Origin of the sequence: Aminobacter niigataensis, from assembly GCF_946995915.1 — a bacterium.
Lineage (GTDB): Bacteria > Pseudomonadota > Alphaproteobacteria > Rhizobiales > Rhizobiaceae > Aminobacter > Aminobacter niigataensis.
In genome coordinates, this window is sequence record NZ_OX341517.1 from 2,184,302 (window position 1) to 2,199,852 (window position 15,551).

General features: G+C 65.6%; 19 protein-coding genes. 5 read left to right on the forward strand and 14 right to left on the reverse strand.

The window, feature by feature from the left end; genetic code table 11:
• Positions 1-92 precede the first annotated feature (92 nt).
• Positions 93-398: an ATP-dependent Clp protease adapter ClpS gene (clpS, locus tag O1Y97_RS10540; protein ID WP_108607275.1), complete on the forward strand. Its 306-nt coding sequence runs from the start codon at positions 93-95 to the stop codon at positions 396-398.
• A gap of 155 nt (positions 399-553) precedes the next feature.
• Here clpS and O1Y97_RS10545 read toward each other — a convergent pair whose 3' ends face one another.
• The 5 genes from O1Y97_RS10545 to O1Y97_RS10565 all read right to left on the reverse strand — a co-directional run bounded on the left by O1Y97_RS10545 (position 554) and on the right by O1Y97_RS10565 (position 1,827).
• Positions 554-745 carry a hypothetical protein gene (locus tag O1Y97_RS10545; RefSeq protein ID WP_318763967.1) on the reverse strand — a complete coding sequence of 64 codons (192 nt, stop codon included), beginning with the start codon at positions 743-745 and terminating at the stop codon, positions 554-556.
• Positions 746-800: 55 nt separating this feature from the next.
• Entirely contained in the window at positions 801-941 is a 141-nt protein-coding gene (locus O1Y97_RS10550) for a hypothetical protein (protein ID WP_318763968.1), read from the reverse strand.
• A 33-nt stretch (positions 942-974) separates the two neighbouring features.
• Positions 975-1,229, reverse strand: a complete 255-nt coding sequence (locus O1Y97_RS10555) for a hypothetical protein (protein WP_183259833.1) — start codon at positions 1,227-1,229, stop codon at positions 975-977.
• Positions 1,226-1,492: a hypothetical protein gene (locus tag O1Y97_RS10560; RefSeq protein WP_183259836.1), complete on the reverse strand. Its 267-nt coding sequence runs from the start codon at positions 1,490-1,492 to the stop codon at positions 1,226-1,228. The genes O1Y97_RS10555 and O1Y97_RS10560 overlap by 4 nt, the downstream gene beginning before the upstream one ends.
• A gap of 128 nt (positions 1,493-1,620) precedes the next feature.
• Positions 1,621-1,827: a cold-shock protein gene (locus O1Y97_RS10565; RefSeq protein ID WP_108607279.1), complete on the reverse strand. Its 207-nt coding sequence runs from the start codon at positions 1,825-1,827 to the stop codon at positions 1,621-1,623.
• A gap of 344 nt (positions 1,828-2,171) precedes the next feature.
• Between O1Y97_RS10565 and O1Y97_RS10570 the strand changes: the two genes are divergently transcribed.
• Positions 2,172-2,351, forward strand: a complete 180-nt coding sequence (locus O1Y97_RS10570; protein ID WP_183259838.1) for a hypothetical protein — start codon at positions 2,172-2,174, stop codon at positions 2,349-2,351.
• 21 nt (positions 2,352-2,372) lie between these two features.
• Here O1Y97_RS10570 and O1Y97_RS10575 read toward each other — a convergent pair whose 3' ends face one another.
• Genes O1Y97_RS10575 through O1Y97_RS10590 form a run of 4 tightly spaced genes read right to left on the reverse strand, consistent with a single transcriptional unit; the run spans position 2,373 to position 9,196 of the window.
• Entirely contained in the window at positions 2,373-4,454 is a 2,082-nt protein-coding gene (locus tag O1Y97_RS10575; RefSeq protein WP_318763969.1) for a hypothetical protein, read from the reverse strand.
• A 1-nt stretch (position 4,455) separates the two neighbouring features.
• Positions 4,456-7,281: a DUF4159 domain-containing protein gene (locus O1Y97_RS10580; RefSeq protein ID WP_318763970.1), complete on the reverse strand. Its 2,826-nt coding sequence runs from the start codon at positions 7,279-7,281 to the stop codon at positions 4,456-4,458.
• A complete protein-coding gene (locus O1Y97_RS10585) occupies positions 7,278-8,192 on the reverse strand; it encodes a DUF58 domain-containing protein (RefSeq protein ID WP_108607282.1) in 915 nt (304 codons plus the stop codon). Before O1Y97_RS10585 ends, O1Y97_RS10580 begins: the two co-directional genes overlap by 4 nt.
• Entirely contained in the window at positions 8,192-9,196 is a 1,005-nt protein-coding gene (locus O1Y97_RS10590; RefSeq protein ID WP_318763971.1) for an AAA family ATPase, read from the reverse strand. Before O1Y97_RS10590 ends, O1Y97_RS10585 begins: the two co-directional genes overlap by 1 nt.
• 330 nt (positions 9,197-9,526) lie before the next feature.
• Between O1Y97_RS10590 and O1Y97_RS10595 the strand changes: the two genes are divergently transcribed.
• Genes O1Y97_RS10595 through O1Y97_RS10605 form a run of 3 tightly spaced genes read left to right on the forward strand, consistent with a single transcriptional unit; the run spans position 9,527 to position 12,056 of the window.
• Positions 9,527-10,171: a DUF1285 domain-containing protein gene (locus O1Y97_RS10595; protein ID WP_318764191.1), complete on the forward strand. Its 645-nt coding sequence runs from the start codon at positions 9,527-9,529 to the stop codon at positions 10,169-10,171.
• Complete coding sequence (locus O1Y97_RS10600; protein WP_108607283.1) at positions 10,171-10,803, forward strand: CoA pyrophosphatase; 633 nt, start codon at positions 10,171-10,173, stop codon at positions 10,801-10,803. The genes O1Y97_RS10595 and O1Y97_RS10600 overlap by 1 nt, the downstream gene beginning before the upstream one ends.
• Positions 10,800-12,056, forward strand: a complete 1,257-nt coding sequence (locus tag O1Y97_RS10605) for a CCA tRNA nucleotidyltransferase (RefSeq protein ID WP_108607284.1) — start codon at positions 10,800-10,802, stop codon at positions 12,054-12,056. The genes O1Y97_RS10600 and O1Y97_RS10605 overlap by 4 nt, the downstream gene beginning before the upstream one ends.
• Positions 12,057-12,076: 20 nt before the next feature.
• Here O1Y97_RS10605 and O1Y97_RS10610 read toward each other — a convergent pair whose 3' ends face one another.
• The 5 genes from O1Y97_RS10610 to O1Y97_RS10630 form a co-directional block, all read right to left on the reverse strand.
• Complete coding sequence (locus O1Y97_RS10610) at positions 12,077-12,262, reverse strand: DUF1059 domain-containing protein (protein ID WP_055970520.1); 186 nt, start codon at positions 12,260-12,262, stop codon at positions 12,077-12,079.
• A 245-nt stretch (positions 12,263-12,507) separates the two neighbouring features.
• Entirely contained in the window at positions 12,508-12,768 is a 261-nt protein-coding gene (locus O1Y97_RS10615; RefSeq protein ID WP_318763972.1) for a DUF1344 domain-containing protein, read from the reverse strand.
• Positions 12,769-13,029: 261 nt separating this feature from the next.
• Complete coding sequence (locus O1Y97_RS10620) at positions 13,030-14,865, reverse strand: DEAD/DEAH box helicase (RefSeq protein WP_108607286.1); 1,836 nt, start codon at positions 14,863-14,865, stop codon at positions 13,030-13,032.
• Positions 14,866-14,987: 122 nt separating this feature from the next.
• The gene (locus tag O1Y97_RS10625) at positions 14,988-15,251 is read right to left on the reverse strand and encodes a helix-turn-helix domain-containing protein (RefSeq protein ID WP_318763973.1); all 264 of its coding nucleotides are present in this window, start codon (positions 15,249-15,251) and stop codon (positions 14,988-14,990) included.
• Positions 15,241-15,504, reverse strand: a complete 264-nt coding sequence (locus O1Y97_RS10630; protein ID WP_318763974.1) for a BrnT family toxin — start codon at positions 15,502-15,504, stop codon at positions 15,241-15,243. Before O1Y97_RS10630 ends, O1Y97_RS10625 begins: the two co-directional genes overlap by 11 nt.
• Between the last annotated feature and the right edge of the window lie 47 nt (positions 15,505-15,551).

A 15,551-nucleotide genomic window follows, 5' to 3' on the forward strand; every position in this document is an offset into this window, starting at 1 on the left:
GCGATGGTTCCGGCCGCAGGGCTGGGTGCGGCGTTGCGGAGCGGGTCGATCGATCCCATACTGTAGACGCCCGCGCATGAGGCTCGCTTGCCATGCCCGAAATCACCACTGCTCCCCACACCAAGGTCAGCCCGAAGACCGAGCGGCCGAAGCTACACAAGGTCATCCTGCTCAACGACGACTTCACGCCGCGCGACTTTGTCGTCACGGTGCTGAAGGGCGAGTTCCACATGTCGGAGGACCAAGCGCATCGGGTGATGATCACCGCCCATCAGCGTGGCGTCTGCGTCGTCGCGGTGTTCACCCGGGACGTCGCCGAGACCAAGGCGACGCGGGCGACCGAGGCTGGAAAGGCCAAGGGCTACCCGCTGCAATTCACCACCGAACCGGAGGAATGAGAGGCACCCGCAAGGCCGGGCCGACGATATTTGGCTTATCGAGCGTCGAACGCCTGCAGGGCAGGGGACCATGGCGCCGAAACTGGAGGTAAGGGCGACCGCCCTATCGGCGATCAGTCACGGCCAGATTGGCTCTTCGCCGGAAACCGGTCCGGCTAGAGCTCACGGCCGGACCAGTCGCAGACGCGGACGTGGTCCGGGATCTGCGGCATGGCGAGTGTGTGGAAAAGCGAGCCGGCGATGTCGATTGCCGATTCCAGGTTCGCCGCTTCGAGCGGAACCCGGTCGAGGGTGGCGTGCGCGCCGTCTTCTTCGCGCAGGCGATAAAATTCGATGACGAAGTTCACATTCGCCTCCAGCCGCCTGATCCCGGAGATCGCAGACGATTTTCGGGGCCGTGCGTCAGCCTTTCGGCTTGCCCTTGTAGGGGGCGGTTTCTGCCTGTTTGACCTGGGAGCCGAATGGGGCAGCCGCCTTCACGGCGACTTTTTCCTTCTTGGGTTTTCTGGTTTCGCGGTTGCTGCGTTGTTGGCCCTTGGCCATGATCATTTCCTCCTTGCCAGTGAAACGTCGCGCCTATCCGGCCGCCGCTTCGACCCCCTCGAGATTGTCTTCCGTGGTGACCCGCTCGTGGCTCTCGCTGTCGCTGCGGATCCGGTATTGCGGCGAGCCGTCCTTGGCCGGCAATGTCGCCTTGACGTGGAAGGTCTCCGCGTCCTTCACCGCGATGCCGACCCGGCTCCTGATCCGGACCATCTGGCCGACCGCGAAGCGATGCGACGGCTTTTCCACGCGCGGGGCTGTAGCCGGTCCCTTTGTGAACCTGATCATGCGAGCTGTTCCTGGTCCTGCCGCAGCGCGGCTTCGAGTTCGGCGTGGTCGATGGCCAGAACCTGGCTGGTGAGCAGATTGGAAGACCGGGCGGGCAGGTGGATGTAGGTGGCAACGCGCCGGTAGGCGATCCAGGATATGCCGTCGATCATTTCCTCATCCTCGTCGATATCGTAGTCGCCCGCCGGCTGGATTTCTTCCAATCCACGCAAGGCGAACGGCTTGTCGAAATGGACGGTCGAGTGCTTGGTGCGCCCGGTCATGACAGCAACTCCGTTAATGGACGAAAAGCGGAGCAATGCCCCGCTTTCCTCACTTCAGCCGTGCTCGGAAGCGAACCGAGAGAGACGCTGCCAGTACATCCGTGGTCAGCGTCCTTCGATCCGATCAATCAGAGCAGCTGAAGATTGGTGGCCGACTCGCGGCCCTTGGTGTCGCGCTCGAGCTCGAAATTGAGCTTCTGGCCTTCGGCGAGGCCGGAGAAGCCTGCACGTTCAAGCGCGCTGACATGGACGAACACGTCCTTGCCGCCGTCAGCCTGTTCGATGAAGCCAAAGCCCTTCTGGCCGTTGTAGAACTTTACGGTTCCAGTGTTCATTAGATTGTCTTTCGAATGAGAAAAGTCGTCGTGCAGCAAGTAATGCCGCACATCAAAGGATCGACGATTTGGAGTGAGTTCGGCGGGTCGAGAGCCTCTGACGCCGCGATAGCCAAGCTTGGCCCAAAAAACGATAATTTACTTATAGCTGTTAATTGAGGTTTATGTAAGGAGTTTTTTCCGGAGCCGCTTTTATTTGCGAGTTTATTTTAGCAGCACGGCTTCTATCATGGGCGCCGGAATGCTGTTACGCTTCGGCAACTAGCAGAAAATCAGCACTTGCATTCCTGTCGGGTCGCTTGACCCTTGGCGGCGGGATGCATTTCCCCATGCGAGGACAAACCATGTTTTTCACGAAACGACCAACCGTTCCTGCGCCCTTATTGGCCATGTCCGTGCCTGTCGCCAAGGCAGCCAGTCGCCTGACGGTGCGTAAGGACGAGGCCGCGCGGCGACGCCTTGCCGACACCGACGGCGCGCGGCGGCGCCAGCTTCAGCTCGTTGAAGACAATCGCCTGCGCTGACGGACTCCATGGCGAGGGCGGTCAGCGTCCCTCGCGGTACCACATCGCGCCGAGCGCCAGCAGCAGCAGTCCCAGACCGAGGAAGCCGCCGAACAAAGGCACACGCGACACCGACTTGAGCACGCTGTCGTCGGTGGTGCGGAAGCCGAGCCAATCGCGGCCCGAGGCTTCAGCCGTGCCGCGCACCGGCACGACGTTCGGCACGGAGATGCTTCCGGAAATGGCCGAAATGCCCGTTGCCGCCAACCGGCGCACGTCGCCGCCGGTCGCATCGGCTGCCGGCTTGAGCACGTTCTCGGTCGAAACGACGTCGGCGAATTCCGGCGCATTGACCGGCCCGACATGGGCAAGCGCGGTCAGGTCGCCATTGCCGACCTGGTAGAGGCCGATTTCGCTGGTCTCGACGCTGCCCAGGAAGATGCCCGGATCGCTCTTGGTCAACGGCACGTCCAGCGTCTTGCCCGAAGGCGTGATGACACGTGCCGAGCCTGCTTCGTCGCGCATGGTCTGGCGGCGGATGTCGAGCACCATGCCGCGTCCATCGGCGGTCAGGCGCTCTTCTTCGAGTTCCGGCTCCTTCATCAGCCAGTGGGCGATGCGGCGGTAGAGCGAGACGTGCGGGCCGCCGCCTTCATAGCCGCGCGCCCACAGCCAGCCCTGGTCCGACAAGAACATGCCGACCCGGCCTTCGCCCTTGCGGTCGAGCAGCAGCAGGGGGCGATCGTCGGCGCCCTTCATCACCACTTCGCCGTCCGGCCGCTCGATGCCGATCTGGCGGAACCAGCGGCTCCAGCGCGGCGGCTCCTGGCCTGAGCCTTCAAGGCCCCGGGTCACCGGGTGGCGTTGTCCGAGTTCGGTCAGGCGGGGGTAGAACGCCTTTTCGATGACGTCGCCATTGGGCATGGCGGGCAGGGCCGAGATCAGCGGCGTGTTGGCGATGGACTGGTCGCCGGCATATTCGGGGCCGGCGGCGATCAGGAGTGCGCCACCCTTTTCGACATACTCGGCGATGTAGTCGTAATAGAGGATCGGCAGCACGTCGCGGTGCTGGTAGCGGTCGAAGATGATCAGGTCGAAGTCGTTGATGCGCTCGACGAACAACTCGCGCGTCGGGAAGGCAATCAGCGACAGCTCGTTGATCGGCGTGCCGTCCTGCTTTTCCGGCGGCCGCAGGATGGTGAAATGCACCAGGTCGACGGAGGCGTCGGACTTGAGCAGGTTGCGCCAGGTACGCTCGCCTGCATGCGGCTCCCCGGAGACCAGCAGCACGCGCAGGTTCTCGCGGATGCCGTCGACCAGCGCGATCGTGCGGTTGTTGGTGTCGGTCAACTCGCCGTCGACGCGTTCGATCGACAGTTCGACGATGTTGCGGCCGGCACTCGGTATGGTGATCTGCAGCGGCATTTGCTGGCCGACGAAGGCGCGCTGGACCGAAACCTGCACTCCGTTGATCGACACGCGCACGTCGACAGCACCGGCTTCGCCGCCGGTGTCGATCACCCGGTAGGTCATGTCGAGCGGCTTGCCGACGATGCCGAAGCGTGGCGCGTTCTCGAAGCGGATGCGGCGGTCGCGCTCGTTCTCCTCGCCGGTGATCAGCGCATGCAGCGGGGCGTTGATCGCCGGCGCGCCCGGCACGTCGTGCACCTGGCCGTCCGTCACCATGACGGCGCCGCCGATGCGCGACGGCGGCACGTCGCGGAACGCACTTTCGAGCGCTGCAAACAGGCGTGTCTCGGTGCGGTCGTCGGCCGCATCGGCGCGCCCGGCCTCGACCACGCGCACCTCGAACTGACGGAAGCGCGCCAGGCGCTCCTTGAGGCCCTCGACCGCGGCATCGGTCTGGACGGTGCGCTCGCCGATCTGCTGGCTCTGGCTGCGGTCGACGACGATGGCGACAACGCTCTTCAGCGGTTCGCGCTCCTCGTCGAGAATCACAGGGTTGGCCAGTGCCAGGCCGAGTGCGCCAAGCGCAAGCAACCTCAGCCATCCGCCGCGCTGGCGGAACCACAGGCCGACGAGCGCCAGCAGCGCCAGCGGCACGAGCAGGGCGGCCAAGACGGGCCACGACAAAAGGGGTTCGAAGGCGACGGACCAGTTCATGTCACTGCCCCAGCCGTTCGAGCAGCACGGGCACGTGCACCTGGTCGGATTTGTAGTTGCCGGTCAGCATGTACATCATGACGTTGACGCCGGCGCGCAGCGCATAGACACGCTGCATCGGGTCGGACGGCACTGTCGGCAGCATCGGTTCGCCATTCTCGTCGACGGCCCAGGCGCCGGCGAAATCGTTGGCGGTAATCATGATCGGGGTGACCCCGTCGCCGGTGCGCACCGGGCGGCCTTCGGCATTGGATGCCTCCAGCGACGCCTCGACCCACAGCGGGCTGCCGTTGAAGCGGCCCGGAAACTCGGGAAGGATGAAGAACGCCTTGGTCAGTACGTGGTCGGCCGGCACCGGCTCCAGCGGCGGGACGTTGAGATTGGCGAGGATGTCGCGCAGCCGCTCGGTGGCAGGGCTTGCCGAATCCGCGCCGATGCCGTTGGCAAACTGGTCGCGCGTGTCGAACAATACCGTGCCGCCCTGTTTCATATAGGCGTCGACGCGGGCGATAGCCGCCTCGCTTGGCATCGGGGCTGCCGGATCGATCGGCCAGTAGATCAGCGGGTAGAAGGCAAGCTCGTCCTTGGCGATGTCGACGCCGGCCGGCTCGCCCGGCTCCAGCGCGGTCTTTTCGACGAGGAATTTTGTCAGCCCGGTAATGCCGGCCCGGCTGATCGCGTCGACCGAGGCTTCGCCGGTCAGGACATAGGCAATGCGGGTGCGCGAAATCGCTTCCACAGCCTCGAGGTCGCCGGGCTTGGTGTCGTCGGCACGGGCGAGGTCGGGCTGCGCGAGCAGGGCGCCGAGGCAAAGCAGGACCGCAGCCGCAGTTCCGGCCGTTCGTGCGCGCCGGGTGCCACGGCGCGAGAACATCCCGCCCATCCACAGGACGGCCAGCGTGTCGAGCGCCATCAGTGCCAGGGCTGCCGCCACGAGCGGACCTTTCAAGTCGCGCGATTCGTCGAAAGCGTAACGTATTTCGGTCACCAGCGCCGAGAATTGCGGCCGGACGATCGGCACGAGTGCTGCGTCGGCTTTGAGCAGGTTGTGGGCGAGCACGCCTTCTTCGCTGCCATAGAGGCCGGGTGGATTTTCGAGCGTCACCGGCAGGGTGCCTGAACCGGCGAGCAACGGGCGGGCGTCCGGCGGCGGCGGCACGATACGGCCTTCTGCCGATATCATCCGGTAAGGTGCCAGCGATGCCGGCTTGTCTTCGGCACCGGCCGTCGCCGTGCCCTGGTTGCGCGACAGCTGCACGATGCGGCGCAACATCTCGACGAAGCTGCCCGAGATCGGCAGGTTCGACCATGTCGCCTGCGGCGCGATGTGGAACAGCACCAGCGTGCCCTTGCCGCGCCGCGCGCCGGTCACCAGCGGCGTGCCGTCAGCGAGGTTGGCCCAGGTGCTTTGCGCGAGATCGGGTGTCGGCTCGGCCAGCACCTGCCGGCTCACCGTCACCTCGTTGGGCGGAGAAAGATCGCCGAAGGGGCCGCTGCCGGGAAAGTCGCTCACCGGCTGCGGTGCCGTCCACGACAGGGCGCCGCCGAGCGAACGTTCGCCGAGCCTCAGCCTGACCGGCAGCAGTTCCTCGTCATTGCCGGCGGCCGCCAGCCGCGAACCGGCGAAACGCACCAGCGTGCCGCCGTCGTTGAGCCACTTGAGCAGCCTTTCGCGTGCCTGCGGCGGAATGGTGCCGACATCGGCCATGACGATCATCGCCGGCTTCTGGTCGATCAGCTGCGGGATCGCTTCGGCAAGATCAGAGCTTGTCGGCTCGCTCAGGTCGGCAAAGGGTTCGAGCGCACGGCGAATGTAATAGAGCGGCGCCAGCAGCGGCTGCGAATCGTCGGCATCCGACTGCGACAGCAGGCCGACGCGGCGGCGCTTGGAGCTGTCGTCCAGCACCCGCACCGCGCCTGCCTGGGCCTGGCCGTCGAGCGCGATCGAGGCAAAATCGTTGCGCAGCTCGAAGGGCACGGTCATCGTGCCGGTCGCCACCGTCTCGCCCGGCGCAAAGGTCAGCGTGGCGTCGGCGATGCGGCGGCCCTTGTCGTCGAAGGCGCCGGCGGTCACGGCACCAGGCGCTGGATCGCCGGGCGCGCGGATCGCGGTCAGGGCAAATCCGTCCATCTCGTTTTCGGCCGATGTCAGGCCCTTGGCGTCTAGCCGTTCCGGCGATGCCCACAGCACGTTCGGCGGGTTTTGGCCGAGCAGCGTGGCGAACGCCTGTTCGTCGCCTGCACTTGCCAGCCCGTCGTCGAGGACAGCGATGCTGGCGCCGGGCAGCGTGGCCAGCACCGTCGCGACACGGGCGTAGACCGGGCCGCGGTCGGTCGGCACCGGTCGAGGCTCGGCGGCGCGCAGCCGGTCGAGTGCGGCCTGGGCGTCGAAGGGGCCGATCTCGGCATTCGGCTTTTCGGCGGTGAAGGCCAGCACGACCGGCTGGCCTGCGGCCCCGGCATCGGCGATCAGCCGTTCGGCGGTCGCGGTGCGGCGTTTCCAGTCCGGCGCGCTCGCCCAGCCATTGTCGACCACCAGCGCCAGCGCCGTCCCGCCCGTCGGCAGTTTTTCGCGCGGGTTGAAGATCGGCTCGGCTAGAGCCAGCACGACAAGCGCTGCCATCAGCAGCCTCAGCAGCGTCAGCCACCACGGGCTCTGGTGCGGCGTTTCTTCCTTTCTGAACACCCGCGCCAGGATCTTCAGCGGCGGGAACACTTCGGCCTGCGGCTTAGGCGGCGTCAATCTGAGCAGCCACCAGATGACCGGCAGCGCCAGCAGGCCCCACAGGACCGCGGGCGCACCGAAGGACAGCGGCAGCCAGCTCATCGGCGGCCTCCCGGTCCGTGGCCTTCGGCGGTCAGCGCCATGTGCACATGCACCAGCGCGTCCGAGGCAAGGCGGTCGGTGTGATTGACAGTGTAGCTCCAGCCCAGCCGCTTGCACCAGGCGGCAAGCTCCTGGCGGCGCGCCGAATAGAGGTTGCGATAAGCCTCGGCCAGTTGTTCGGCACGTCCGGCGGTCAGCTTGTCGCCCGTTTCAGGGTCGGTGAACTCGGTCCGGCCGGCATAGGGGAAACTTTCTTCCGCCGGATCTACAACTTCGATCAGATGGGCGCGGGCGCCGTGGCGGGCCAGCGTATCGAGCCAGGCCATGGTCTCTTCGACCGGGTCGAGGAAGTCGCCGATGATGACGATGTCGGAAAAGCGGCGGATGCCGGAAAGGTCGGGCTTCGCCGGCAGCGACATGGCTTGCGCCAGATGGGAGGCCAGCCGCTCGGCACCGCTGCGGGCGCTGAACGGGTCCGTCAGCCCCGGCCAGGCGATGCGTTCGCCGCTGCGCGACAGAAGCTCGGCCAGCGCGAAGACCAGCACCAGGGCCCGCGATTCCTTCGACACCGTAGCCGCCTTCGACTTGTACAGCATCGACGGCGACAGGTCGGCCCACAGCCAGACGGTGTGGGCGGCTTCCCATTCGCGGTCGCGGACATAGGTGTGGTCGTCGCGGGCCGAGCGGCGCCAGTCGATGCGGGCCATCGCCTCGCCCTGTACATAAGGCCGGAACTGCCAGAAATTCTCGCCGATGCCGCGCTTCTTGCGGCCGTGCCAGCCGGCAATCACGGTGTTGACGATGCGGCGGGCCTCGACCAGCAGGTCAGGCACCAGCGACGCGCGCAGCCTGCCGCGGGCAAGCGCATCGCTGGTCGCAACCGGTGCCGATGACTCGCCGATGCGCGCCATCAGATGTCCTTGACCAGCCGCGCCACCATGTCGCGGACCGTCATGCCTTCGGCGCGGGCGGCGAAGGTCAGTGCCATACGGTGCTGAAGGACAGGCTCGGCCAGCGCGCGGATGTCGTCGATCGACGGCGCGAGGCGTCCGTCATAAAGCGCGCGCGCCCTGGCGCACAGCGTCAGCGCCTGGCTGGCGCGGGGGCCGGGACCCCACGACACGTGTTTGTCAGTCTCGGTATTGCCCTGGCCCGGACGGGCCGAGCGCACCAGCTTGAGGATCGCCTCGACCACGCTTTCGGGCACCGGCATGCGGCGGATCAGATGCTGGATGTCCTTCAGCCGCTGCGGATCGAGCACGTTCTGGGCCTTGGCGTCCTCGATGCCGGTGGTTTCCAGAAGGATGCGGCGCTCGGCCTCGAGCTCGGGATAGAGGATGTCGACCTGCATCAGGAAGCGGTCGAGTTGGGCTTCCGGCAGCGGATAGGTGCCTTCCTGCTCCAGCGGGTTCTGGGTTGCCAGCACATGGAAAGGGGCGGGCAGGTCGTGGCGCTCGCCGGCGACCGTCACGTGATACTCCTGCATCGCCTGCAGCAACGCGGACTGGGTGCGCGGGCTGGCGCGGTTGATCTCGTCGGCCATCAGCAATTGCGCGAAGATCGGCCCGGAAATGAAGCGGAAGGAGCGTTTGCCCTGGTCGTCCTGCTCCATCACCTCGGAGCCGAGGATGTCGGACGGCATCAGGTCGGGCGTGAACTGGATACGGCGCGAGTCGAGGCCGAGCACGATGCCGAGTGTTTCGACCAGCTTGGTCTTGGCGAGCCCAGGCACGCCGACCAGCAGCGCGTGGCCGCCGGCCAGGAGCGCAACCAGCGTGCGTTCGACCACACTTTCCTGGCCGAAGATGACGCGGCCGACGCCGGCGCGGATCTTGGCGATGTCGGCAAGCGCACGTTCGGCTGCGGCGATCATCTCGCTCTCGCTCATCGCCGTTTCCTTGATCATCACGCTCATGCGGGCCGGATCCTTCTTCTGGCGCGGGGCCCTGAAATCGAAACCGATTCCCGGACCGCCGATGCGCTCACTCAAAATGCTACAGCGTGCCTCTCTCGTCCATCCGAACGCGATGCCGCTTCGTAAATCTACCTGGATTATTTGCCCCTTGGTCCGGTGCGTCGTCCGTGTGGACGTCGTGCCTGCCGCCCAATCCCCAGAGGTCAAACGATCCCGGGCGTCGCGATCTCGATGCCCACACCTTGGCCCGCACCTTTGCGAGGTCATGGCATTGAACTTAAATCACTTGCCTATGCTGACAAGCGCAACAACAGTGACTATTTCGTGACCATGACTGGCGACCTTGACCATAGCCGCGAGGCGACGACTGACCCTGGGCTGACCCGCGCCGGCGACGCGGCCGGCCTCGAGGCGCTGATCTCACGCGCCGCCCGCGCCGGCAAAGGGCTGCCGCCGGTCGAGCGCTGGAATCCCGATTTCTGCGGCGATCTCGACATGGAAATTAGGCCCGACGGCACCTGGTTCTATTTGGGCACGCCGATCGGCCGCATGCCACTGGTGCAGCTGTTTTCGACCGTGCTGCGCAAGGACGAGGACGGCAAGACCTACCTCGTCACCCCGGTGGAAAGAGTCGGCATCCGCGTCGTCGACGCCCATTTCGTTGCCGTCGAGATGAACGTCACGGGCGAGGGCGCCGACCAGGTGCTGACCTTCCGCACCAATGTCGGCGATGTCGTCGAGGCCGGGCCGGAGCATCGGCTGCGCTTCGTCGACGAGCCCGAGACCGGAGGCCTCAAGCCCTATCTGCTGGTGCGCGGTCGTCTGGAGGCGCTGGTCGCGCGTCCTGTCATGTACGAGCTCGTCGAACATGGCGAGCGCATCGAGATCGACGGCAACGACATGTTCGCCGTGCGTTCGAAGGGCGAGGTCTATCCTGTGATGCCCTGGGACAGGCTGGAGCGGATGAGCGCGTGATGGTCCGTTCCCCGGCAGCACATTATTCGGCGCAGGATTTCCGCCAGCGTGCGGCGCAGGAGCATCTCAACGATGCCGTCGCCGACTATGGCGACCATTTGCTCAACCCCGACATGCGTGAGCTGTTCGTGCACGACCGGTTGCGCGATGCGGCCGTGCTGATCCCGGTGGTGGACCATGGCGACGCCTCGACCGTCATCCTCACCAAGCGGGCGGAGAAGCTGAAGAGCCACTCCGGCCAGATCGCCTTTCCCGGCGGCCGCATCGATCCGGGCGACGTCTCGCCGGAGGCGGCAGCGCTGCGCGAGACATCAGAGGAAATCGGGCTAACGTCAGACTATATCGACATAATCGGCCGCTTGCCGGACTATGTCACCGGCAGCGGCTATCGCATCGCGCCGGTGCTCGGCGTCGTCCGCCCCGGCTTCCAGTTCACCGTCAATCCGGATGAAGTCGACGACATCTTCGAGGTGCCGCTCGGCTTCCTGATGGACCCCGCCAACCACAACCGCGCCAGTCGCACCTGGCAGGACAAGGAGCGTTTTTTCTACGCCATGCCCTACGAGGAGCGCTACATCTGGGGCGTCACCGCCGGCATCATCCGCGCGCTCTATGAAAGGCTCTACACATGAGCGCAACGATCGCCGGAGCCTCTTGGCTGAACGATCCGCAGTTGCAGAAACTGCTCGCAGTCCTCAATGCCGATGGCGAAGAAGCGCGCATCGCCGGGGGGGCTGTGCGCAACGCACTGCTCGGCGAACCCGTCGCCGATGTCGACATCGCCACCACCAATTTGCCGGAAGAGACCGTTCGCCGTGCCGAGGCAGCCGGCTTCAAGACCGTGCCCACCGGCGCCGAGCACGGCACGATCACGGTCATCGCCGGCGGCAGGCCGTTCGAGGTCACCACGCTGCGTGCCGATGTCGAGACCGATGGCCGCCGCGCCAAGGTCGTCTTCGGCCGCGACTGGAAGCTCGACGCCGAGCGGCGCGACTTCACCATCAATGCGCTTTACGCCAAGGCCGACGGCACGGTGGTCGATCTGGTCGGCGGGCTTGCCGATCTCGAAGGCCGGATCCTGCGCTTCATCGGCGACGCCGAAACCCGCATCCGCGAGGACTATCTGCGCATCCTGCGCTTCTTCCGCTTCTTCGCCTGGTACGGCAAGGGCCGCCCTGATGCCGAAGGGCTGAAGGCCTGCGCGCGGCTCAAGGACGGGCTTTCCCGGCTGTCCGCCGAGCGCGTCTGGTCGGAGTTGAAGCGGCTGCTTGCGGCCTCCGATCCGTCGCGCGCGCTGTTGTGGATGCGCCAGGCCGGCGTGCTGACGGCAGCGCTGCCGGAAAGCGAGAAATGGGGCATCGACGCCATCCATGCGCTCGTCAGGGCGGAAAACGATCTCGGCTGGGCTGCCGATCCGCTGCTGCGCCTGGCATCGATCGTGCCGCCGGATGCGGTGCGCATGAAGACGCTTGGCGAGCGGCTCCGGCTGTCCAATTCCGAGACCGACAGGCTGGTGCAGTGGGCGGCGACAGCGAAGGTGGAAGCGGCTGTCTCCGAAGGCGAACTGGCCAAGCGGCTTTATCGCGGCAATGTCGAAGGTTTCAGGGACCGCCTGCGTCTCGATCTCGCCGCGGCGCGGGGCCGCGCCGAGCAGGACGACAAGGCGTTGATCGAAGCCGGCGGCTATTTCCGGCTGCTCACCTTTGCGGACAAATGGCAGAAGCCTGATTTCCCGCTGCGCGGCGGCGATCTGTCAGAGCTTGGCGTCGAGGGTGCTGCCCTTGGCGCGCTGCTCAAGCATCTGGAAACGGAGTGGGTCGACAGCGGCTTTTCGCTGGGGCGCGACGCGCTGCTCGGGCGCGCCGCTGCAAGGCTCAAGGCCTGAAACCTCGGGCCTGAAGTCCGTCAGGCCGCGTCGCGGACCTTTTCGATGCGCGAGCGGATCGCCTCGATCATCGTCTCGCGGATGATGGTTTCGCCATGCGTCTCGCGCAGGTGCTCGGCGACGCGGCGCATGATTTCAGCTTCGTCCTCGTGGCGCGTGTGCCACTGGCAGCCGGGGACAAGTGACCCGCATTGAAATTCCTTCATCGGATGTCTCCTTCCTCGTCCGGTTCGGGGGTGAACTATAACATGCAATCCGGCGATTGGTTGCGCGGGACTTGAGCCAGCGCGAAATTCGGCTGATGCAGCGCCCGGCCAGGGACGGAAAGCGGAGCCATTGCAAAAGCTTGGGCCGGCTTGCTGCAAAACGGAATCCGCATGGTGCAGGCCGAAATGTAAGGAAGGGCGAAACCTGCGTTCCGCCCTTCCGGAAATTCAATCGCAAAAACGCGCTACTTCAGGATCTTGACGGCTTCGGCGACCTTGTTCTTGCCGCTCATGTCCCAGGAGATCGATACCTTCTCGCCTGCCTTCAGGCCGGGGTCCTTGAACTTCGTGGGCAGCACGAAGGACGAGCCGTCGGCCAGGGTCAGGCTCATCGCCTTGGCGTCGAACGTCTTGATCGTCCCGTCCGTATGCTGGACGGCGGCGAAGGCTACGGCAGAGGTTGCGAGAATGGCAGCTGCGGCTGCCGGAACAAGAAGCTTGCGCATGGCATGCTCTCCGACGAATGCGGGTGCCCGATGGGCTAACCCACCTTGTGAAGGGCCGTCCGGTCACGTCGCGTCGCGGTTCGAACCGCCGGCGTTTCCCGGCCCCGGCGATAGAAATAGACCTGTCTTGTCAGGGGAATATTAGACGAAAAACATATTTTGAAACGGTGACTTAGCCACAATCGACGCCAGATTTTCGCTTTGTGGCATCGATTGTGGCGAAGGCTGATGCAGCCAAAAGCCGCAGGCTATCGGACCGCCTTACTCGCCGAACTTCTTCTTCGGCTTGTACTTCTTGGGCGCACCGGTGCCCGCCGGCTTGTCGTAGGCGGGCTTGTCGCCTGCACGGTTTTCGTATGGTTTCTTTTCGTACGGCTTCTTCTCGTAGGGCTTCTTTTCAAAAGCCTTCTTCTTGAAGGGCGGCTTGTCGGAAGGGTCGTACTGGCCCTTGCGGTGCTGCTTCTTCGGCTTGGCGCCATGGTCGCCGCCGCCAGGTGCACCTTCGAGCCGCTTGATGTCGACGCCCTTTTCGCCGGTGCCGTTCTGTTCGACGGTCCTGGCGTAGTTGTCGGCGCGGTTGGCCACCACTTCGAAATGCGATTCGGTGTCGAAGATGCGGATCGAGCCGATTTCGTTCTTGGTCACATGGCCCGCCTTGCACAGCAGCGGCAGCAGCCAGCGCGGTTCGGCACGCTGCTTGCGGCCGACCGAGACGGAGAACCAGACACCATCGGTAAAGCGGTTGTCCGGACGCTCGGCCCTGGCGGCATCGAAGGCCGGGATCGGGCGGTCGGAAAGCTCTTCAGCCGCGGGGCGCAAAGCCATCTGCTGGCGCAGCCAGGCGAGAGCCAGCGTCTCAGGCGAATGCGCGGCCAGGACCTCGGCGATGATCGCCGCCTCGTCCTCGCCAGCGGCCTCGATGTCGTTGAGCTCGGCCAGCATGCGCTCGCGGTTGCGGGCGTCGATCTCGGCCGGTCCCGGTGCCGACTGCGTCGTCGCTTCGAGTTTTGCCAGCTTGAGCAGGCGTGCAGCGCTGCCGCGGCGGTGGAACGGCACGATCAGCACGCAGACGCCCTTGCGGCCGGCGCGGCCGGTACGGCCCGAACGGTGCAGCAGGGTGTCCGGGTTGGTCGGCAGGTCGGCGTGGATGACGAGATCCAGGTTCGGCAGGTCGATGCCGCGGGCGGCGACGTCGGTAGCCACGCAGACGCGGGCGCGGCCGTCGCGCATGGCCTGCAGCGCGTTGTTGCGCTCGGCCTGGCTCAGTTCGCCCGACAGCGCCACCACGGCAAAGCCGCGGTTGGCAAGGCGCGCCGAGAAATGCTTGACCGCTTCGCGCGTCGCGCAGAACACCATGGTGCTGCGCGCGTCGAAATAGAGCAGCGTGTTGATGATGGCGTTCTCGCGCTCGGGCGGCGCCACCAGCACGGAGCGGTATTCGATGTCGTCGTGCTGGCGGCTCTCGCCGGCGGCGGTGATGCGCAGCGCGTTGCGCTGGAAGCGCTTCGCCATCTGGGCGATCTGCGGTGGCACGGTTGCCGAAAACAGCAGCGTGCGGCGCTCCTGCGGCGCTGCCGCCAGGATGAACTCCAGGTCTTCGCGGAAGCCGAGGTCGAGCATCTCGTCGGCTTCGTCGAGCACGACGGCGCGCAGGCCGGAGATGTCGAGCGAACCGCGGGTGATGTGGTCGCGCAGGCGGCCCGGCGTGCCGACGACGATGTCGGCGCCTTCGTCAAGCGCGCGGCGTTCCTTGCGCATGTCCATGCCGCCGACGCAGGAGGCGATGCGGGCGCCGGTCGCGGCATAGAGCCATTCGAACTCGCGGCGCACCTGGATGGCAAGCTCGCGGGTCGGCGCGATGATCACCGCACTTGGGGCGCCGGCACGGTCGAAGCGCTCGCGGCCGTCAAGCAGGGTGGGGGCGATGGCAATGCCGAAGGCTACAGTCTTGCCGGAGCCGGTCTGCGCCGAGACCAGAAGGTCGACGCCGTCGGCCTCGGGGGCCAGCACGGACGTTTGCACCGGGGTCAGCGTTTCGTAGCCACGCGCGGTGAGCGCCCCGGCCAGCGCCGGAACCATGTTGTCGAAAATCGTCACAAAAATCTTCCAATGAGAGCGAGGCCCGTCACAGCGGGACGAGGGCCAAGGAAAGCGGGCTCTCTAAAGGTTTGCTGCCCGCACGTCAATGCGACGGCGGGCAGGGCAGCCATGCATAGGGCTCAAGCCGCGTTGCGCCGCATCATGCGCGTCCGCATCTCTTTGGGATCGTCATAGATCAGGTCGATCAGGGTCCTTGCGACGGCATCCGGTTCGGTACGCCGCTGTTCCCAGTTTTGGAGCGTGGTGACGGGTATGCCGAGCAAGGCGGCAAAGTCGCCCTGACTCATTTCCAGCAGGCCGCGCGTCAGCTTCAGCTTGGCGCTCGCATCGAGCGCCCGCGTCTTTTCCTCGGTCCAGTCGTGGCTGTCGGCATCATCGACCATATCTGGCAATCTCCCGGTCGTTGGCCTTCCGCACCGAAATGACGTGAAAGACCGTGTCTCGCATCGTGAACACGCAGACGTAGAGCCGTAAGTCGACATACCCGAAGGCGACGAAGCGATCCTCACCATAGTCGCGCCGGTCGTCCAGCAGGGTGGCGACCCTGTTGCGGATCACGTCCGCCCCGAGTGCCAGCGAGAAACCTCGCTCGGCCCGGGTCCATTCGTCCTTGCCCGGATCGAACGAGATCTTCATGCGGCATCCGTCAGCTGCCGCAATTATACGCTATCAGCGTAGAGCTC

Coding starts and splice junctions, on each gene's coding strand:
- clpS (WP_108607275.1), top strand. CDS start 93: ATGCCCGAAATCACCACTGCTCCCCACACCAAGGTCAGCCCGAAGACC.
- O1Y97_RS10550 (WP_318763968.1), bottom strand. CDS start 941: ATGGCCAAGGGCCAACAACGCAGCAACCGCGAAACCAGAAAACCCAAG.
- O1Y97_RS10555 (WP_183259833.1), bottom strand. CDS start 1,229: ATGATCAGGTTCACAAAGGGACCGGCTACAGCCCCGCGCGTGGAAAAG.
- O1Y97_RS10560 (WP_183259836.1), bottom strand. CDS start 1,492: ATGACCGGGCGCACCAAGCACTCGACCGTCCATTTCGACAAGCCGTTC.
- O1Y97_RS10565 (WP_108607279.1), bottom strand. CDS start 1,827: ATGAACACTGGAACCGTAAAGTTCTACAACGGCCAGAAGGGCTTTGGC.
- O1Y97_RS10570 (WP_183259838.1), top strand. CDS start 2,172: ATGTTTTTCACGAAACGACCAACCGTTCCTGCGCCCTTATTGGCCATG.
- O1Y97_RS10575 (WP_318763969.1), bottom strand. CDS start 4,454: ATGAACTGGTCCGTCGCCTTCGAACCCCTTTTGTCGTGGCCCGTCTTG.
- O1Y97_RS10580 (WP_318763970.1), bottom strand. CDS start 7,281: ATGAGCTGGCTGCCGCTGTCCTTCGGTGCGCCCGCGGTCCTGTGGGGC.
- O1Y97_RS10585 (WP_108607282.1), bottom strand. CDS start 8,192: ATGGCGCGCATCGGCGAGTCATCGGCACCGGTTGCGACCAGCGATGCG.
- O1Y97_RS10590 (WP_318763971.1), bottom strand. CDS start 9,196: ATGAGCGTGATGATCAAGGAAACGGCGATGAGCGAGAGCGAGATGATC.
- O1Y97_RS10595 (WP_318764191.1), top strand. CDS start 9,527: ATGACTGGCGACCTTGACCATAGCCGCGAGGCGACGACTGACCCTGGG.
- O1Y97_RS10600 (WP_108607283.1), top strand. CDS start 10,171: ATGGTCCGTTCCCCGGCAGCACATTATTCGGCGCAGGATTTCCGCCAG.
- O1Y97_RS10605 (WP_108607284.1), top strand. CDS start 10,800: ATGAGCGCAACGATCGCCGGAGCCTCTTGGCTGAACGATCCGCAGTTG.
- O1Y97_RS10610 (WP_055970520.1), bottom strand. CDS start 12,262: ATGAAGGAATTTCAATGCGGGTCACTTGTCCCCGGCTGCCAGTGGCAC.
- O1Y97_RS10615 (WP_318763972.1), bottom strand. CDS start 12,768: ATGCGCAAGCTTCTTGTTCCGGCAGCCGCAGCTGCCATTCTCGCAACC.
- O1Y97_RS10625 (WP_318763973.1), bottom strand. CDS start 15,251: ATGGTCGATGATGCCGACAGCCACGACTGGACCGAGGAAAAGACGCGG.
- O1Y97_RS10630 (WP_318763974.1), bottom strand. CDS start 15,504: ATGAAGATCTCGTTCGATCCGGGCAAGGACGAATGGACCCGGGCCGAG.